Here is a 4,697-nt window from a genome sequence, read left to right on the forward strand (position 1 = left end):
GAGGCGGCCCAACCGCGGCGCCATCGTCGCCGTGGTGACGCAGGAGCATCTCGCCTCGATGTTCGAAAGCATGGCCGAGCTGGAAGCGATCTGCGCGCGCTTCTCGGCCGAGCGCATGACCGGTGGCGAGCGCCGAGCGCTCGAGATGGAACATCAGGCCTCGGCGCGCCTGGTGCAGCTCGGCGCCGAGGAGGACTACGAGTATTTCAACACCGAGTTCCACAGCCGGCTTTATCGTGGCGCCCACAACGCGCATATCCAGGACCTGACCGTGACGACGCGCAGCCGGCTGGCGCCGTTCCGGCGGGCGCAGTTCATGCTGCCCGGCCGGCTGGCCAAATCCTGGCAGGAACACGATTTGATCGTCACCGCGATCATGCGCGGCGACGGCGCGGCGGCGGGCAAGGCCGCCAGGGATCATGTCTCGATCGTCAGCGAGGCGAGCGCAGTGTTCGCGGCCGTCGAGCCGATGACCTCCGCGCTCAGCCGATCTGCGCGTCAATGATCTCGACGAAGCGCGCGAAGAGGCCGGCCTGCGACTTGATCTTGAGCTTGCGGTAGATGTTGCGGCGGTGGACCTTGACGGTTCCCGGCACGATCCTGAGCGCCCGCGCGATCGATTCCGTCGAGTGGCCCTGAAGCACCAGGTCGACGACCTGCTTTTCGCGCGAGGTGAGCGACAGGCTCTTCCAGATATGCGCGCGGTCGAATTCGCTAGGAACAGCCGCCGCCTCGCCGCGCGGTGTCGTCGCCGGCTCGTCGGCCGGCAGGTTCGGCCAGCGCAGCCTGACCAGGCCGATCACCGCCGGGGCCATGTCGCGCAGCAGCCTGGCGTCGGCGGTGCCGAACGAACCCGAGGCGCGCAGCCGCATCAGCGACAGCACCAGCGCGTCCTTGCCCGGCAGCGGGACGAAGAAGCCGACCTCCTCGGCGAGCTTGGTCTGGCTGTAGTAGGAGCGGTAATACTCGCTGGCATAGAAGCGGTCCGGCGCCAGTTCGCGCATGCGCCAGAAGCCTTCCTTGCGCTCGACCGCCGCATGGTGGAACGGGTCGAGCAGGTAGGGGCCGTCCTGATAGAGCGCGACGAAGACGTGGCTCTCGGCCGGCGAGAAGGTCTCGAACAGCAGCGGCGGGCGCGCGGCGCCCCTATAGCCGAAGATGACGCAATGATCGAAGCTGACATGGCCGCGCAGCCAGCCGACGATGGCGCGGCCGAAATGATCGCTGCCAGCTTCGCGCGTCGCGGCGATGACGGCGCCGAGCCCGTTGTAGTCATCGCTGCGGGAAACGGCCAATTCATACCCCTTTAAATGATAAAATAGGCTAAATATACCACCGGCGAGGTATATACTAGCCGGCATTGGCTCTGGTAGCGTTTCGAAATCAACTCGCCCTGGAGCCCGCCTTTGACTGCAGCGCCCGATATCGAGTTTCGCGCGGTCACCAAACGCTACGGCGCGGTCATCGCGGTCAGCGGCATTGACCTTGCGATCCCGCCCTCCGCCTTTGTCGCTTTGCTCGGGCCGTCCGGATGCGGCAAGACGACCTGCCTGCGCATGATCGGCGGCTTCGAGCAGCCGAGCGAAGGCCAGGTGCTGATCCGCGGCCGCGACATGGCAGGCACGCCGCCCTACCGGCGGCCGGTCAACATGGTGTTCCAGCAATACGCGCTGTTTCCGCATCTCGATGTCGAGGACAACATCGCCTACGGGCTGCGCCAGGCGAGGCCCAGGCTGTCGTCGCGCGAGATCTCCTTGAGGGCCGGCGAGGCGCTGGCCATGGTGCGGCTCGCCGGCTATGGCCGCCGCAAGATCCACGAGCTTTCCGGCGGCCAGCAGCAGCGTGTCGCGCTGGCCCGCGCGCTGGTCAACAAGCCAGCGGTGCTTCTGCTCGACGAGCCGCTGGCGGCGCTCGACAAGAAGCTGCGCACCGACATGCAGATCGAGCTGCAGAACCTGCAGCGCGAGATCGGCATCACCTTCGTGCTGGTCACGCACGACCAGGAGGAAGCGCTGTCGATGAGCGACCTCGTCTGTGTCATGAATGGCGGCCGCATCGTCCAGCTCGGACAGCCGAACGAGATCTACGACGAGCCGGCCGACCTCTTCGTCGCCGATTTCGTCGGCAAGACCAATCTGTTGAGCGGCACGGTGGCGGGCCTGTCGGGCGACCTCGTCGATGTCGCGCTGGCCGACGGCACGGTGATCGCGGCGCGCAAGCGGGCGCCGCTCAGCCGGGGCGAGCGGGTGTCGGTGTCGCTGCGGCCCGAAACGCTCAGCCTCGGCTTGGCCGGAAACGGCAGCCTGAAGGGCATCGTGCGCAACCGCATCTTCCTGGGCGCGACCGCAGAATACGCCATCGAGGTCCAGGGTATCGGATCACTGCTCGCCAAGGCCGATCACCAGATTGGCCGCGACAACCTCTTCAAGCCGGGCGAACCCGTCGCCATCGGCTTTGCCGCCGGGGCGCCGCTGGCGTTTCCGCAACCCAAGAACAACGGGACCAACCAGAGGGAAAACCACCATGTCGAAATCCTATCGTGACGGACTGCCGATAAGCCCCGAGAAATTCGTCGACCAACTGATGCGCCTGAAGCGCGGCTCGATCGGCCGGCGCGAATTCCTCGGCCTCACCGGCCTTGGCGTCGCCACCGCGGTGATGGCGCGCGAGCTCGGCATCATGCCGACGCCGGCCTACGCCGCCGAAAACCTCGGCGACCGCATGTCGATCGCCACCTGGCCGAACTATCACGACCCCGCGACGTTCGAGAGCTTCAAGGCCGAGACCGGCGTTGCCGTCGAGGTCAACGTCTTCGGCTCGAACGAGGAGATGCTGGCCAAGCTGCAGGCCGGCGGCTCGGGCTGGAGCCTGTTCGTGCCGACCAACTACACGATCTCGACCTACAAGAAGCTCGACATCATCGAAGCGCTCGACATGGCCAAGCTCGGCAATTTCGACGGTTCGCAGGAGGATCCGCGCTTTACCTCGGAAGGCACGATCGACGGGACGATCTACGCCGTGCCGAAGAACTGGGGCACCACCGGCATCGCGATCAACACCAAGAAGCTGACCAAGCCGATGACGAGCTGGAAGGAGTTCTGGGACACAGCCATGGCGGAAGGCGACGGCCGCACCATGGTGCATGACTATCAGCTCACCACGATCGGCAATGCGCTGAAATATTACGGCTATTCCTTCAACTCGCTGAAGCCGGACGAGCTCGCCAAGGCCGAGGAACTGCTGCTCAAGGTCAAGCCGCATCTGTTCGCGGTGTCGAGCGACTATCAGCCGTCGATGCGCGCCGGCGATGCCTGGATGACGATGTGCTGGACCAATGACGGGGCGCAACTCCATCGCGACATCCCGGAGATCGCCTATGTGCTCGGCAAGGAAGGCGGCGAGATCTGGACCGACTTCTACGCCATCCCGAAGGACGCGCCGAACAAGCCGGCCGGCTACGCGCTGCTCAACTACCTGATGAACCCGAAGGTCGCGGTGAAGGAGCACTTGGCCAATGGCGCGCCCTCGATCGATGCGCGCGTCAACGCGCTGCTGCCGAAGGAGGTGATGGACAATCCGATCCTCTACCCGGCGGCGGACCTGTTGAAGCCGCTGGAGTTCGGCGCCGCCGCGACGCTCACCGATCCGGGGCGCGCCGAGCTGATGGCGCGCTTCAAGTCGGCTTGAGCGGAACCGGCCACAAACCCGATCCAGGCAACGCGACCGGCGGGCAATTGCCCGCCGGCACCGAAGCGGCTTTTTCGATGCGCGGCACTCTCCTTCGCAAAAATCTTACGACCGCGCTGCTGCTCGCGCCGGCGACGCTGTGGCTGGTGGTATTCCTGGTCCTGCCGTTCGTCGCCATCGCCATCTTCAGCGTCGGCGAGCGGGCGCCCGAGGGAGGCTACCAGGCAGCTTTCACGCTTGCGCAATACGCCAACCTGCCGGCGCGGGCGACCGCGTTCTGGAACACGATGGTACTGGCGCCGGTCGGCGCCTTCGCCTGCCTGCTCGTCGCCTATCCGGTCGCCTACTATCTGGCGCTGCGCGCGCCGGAGCGCTGGCGGCTGATCCTGCTGGCGCTCGTCGTCATCCCGTTCTGGACCAGCCTTTTGATGCGCACCTATGCCTGGATGTATGTGCTGGGTGGCCGCGGCATTCCGGCCCTGCTCGCCGATGTCGGCATCGAGGACGTCAGGCTGATCAACACGCCGGGCGCGGTGCTGCTCGGCATCGTCTACGGCTATCTGCCGCTGATGATCCTGCCGATCTATGTCAGCCTGGAGCGGCTCGACCGCAGGCTGCTGGAAGCCTCTGCCGATCTCGGCGCGACGCCGCTGTCGACCTTCCTCGGTGTCACGCTCCGGCTTTCGCTGCCGGGCGTGATGACCGGCTTCTCGCTGGTGATGATCCTCCTGCTCGGCGAATATCTGATCCCGACGCTGCTCGGCGGCGGCAAGGTGTTCTTTATCGGCAACGCGCTGGTCGACCTGTTCCTGCAGTCGCGCAACTGGCCGTTCGGTTCGGCCATCGCCATCACGCTGGTGCTGGTCTCGGTGGTGGTGCTGATTGCCGCCAACCGCATCTCGGCCCGGCTGTCGGGCGCGCGCCGGGTGGACCTGATCTGATGCGCGCCTTCGTCGTTGCCGTCTTTGCCTTCCTCTACCTGCCGATCGCGCTGGTGGTGGCGATGAACA

The 4,697-nt window shown here is 65.9% G+C and carries 5 protein-coding genes; 4 read left to right on the forward strand and 1 reads right to left on the reverse strand.

Going from position 1 to position 4,697, the window contains the following annotated elements; genetic code table 11:
• A partial coding sequence (locus EN742_RS24835) for an FCD domain-containing protein (protein ID WP_148670236.1) occupies positions 1-505 on the forward strand: 505 nt, incomplete at its 5' end.
• Here the strand turns inward: EN742_RS24835 and EN742_RS24840 are convergent.
• Positions 483-1,295: a LuxR C-terminal-related transcriptional regulator gene (locus EN742_RS24840; protein WP_126058172.1), complete on the reverse strand. Its 813-nt coding sequence runs from the start codon at positions 1,293-1,295 to the stop codon at positions 483-485. The genes EN742_RS24835 and EN742_RS24840 overlap by 23 nt on opposite strands.
• Before the next feature lie 111 nt (positions 1,296-1,406).
• Here EN742_RS24840 and EN742_RS24845 point away from each other — a divergent pair, with 111 nt between their 5' ends.
• The 3 genes from EN742_RS24845 to EN742_RS24855 all read left to right on the forward strand — a co-directional run bounded on the left by EN742_RS24845 (position 1,407) and on the right by EN742_RS24855 (position 4,628).
• Positions 1,407-2,543, forward strand: coding sequence for an ABC transporter ATP-binding protein (locus tag EN742_RS24845; RefSeq protein ID WP_126058173.1), 1,137 nt, complete (start codon positions 1,407-1,409; stop codon positions 2,541-2,543).
• The gene (locus tag EN742_RS24850; protein WP_126058174.1) at positions 2,524-3,687 is read left to right on the forward strand and encodes a spermidine/putrescine ABC transporter substrate-binding protein; all 1,164 of its coding nucleotides are present in this window, start codon (positions 2,524-2,526) and stop codon (positions 3,685-3,687) included. The genes EN742_RS24845 and EN742_RS24850 overlap by 20 nt, the downstream gene beginning before the upstream one ends.
• Positions 3,688-3,764: 77 nt before the next feature.
• The gene (locus EN742_RS24855; protein ID WP_126058175.1) at positions 3,765-4,628 is read left to right on the forward strand and encodes an ABC transporter permease; all 864 of its coding nucleotides are present in this window, start codon (positions 3,765-3,767) and stop codon (positions 4,626-4,628) included.
• The last annotated feature ends 69 nt before the right edge of the window (positions 4,629-4,697 follow it).

The organism is Mesorhizobium sp. M4A.F.Ca.ET.020.02.1.1, from assembly GCF_004022645.1.
Classification (GTDB): Bacteria; Pseudomonadota; Alphaproteobacteria; order Rhizobiales; family Rhizobiaceae; genus Mesorhizobium.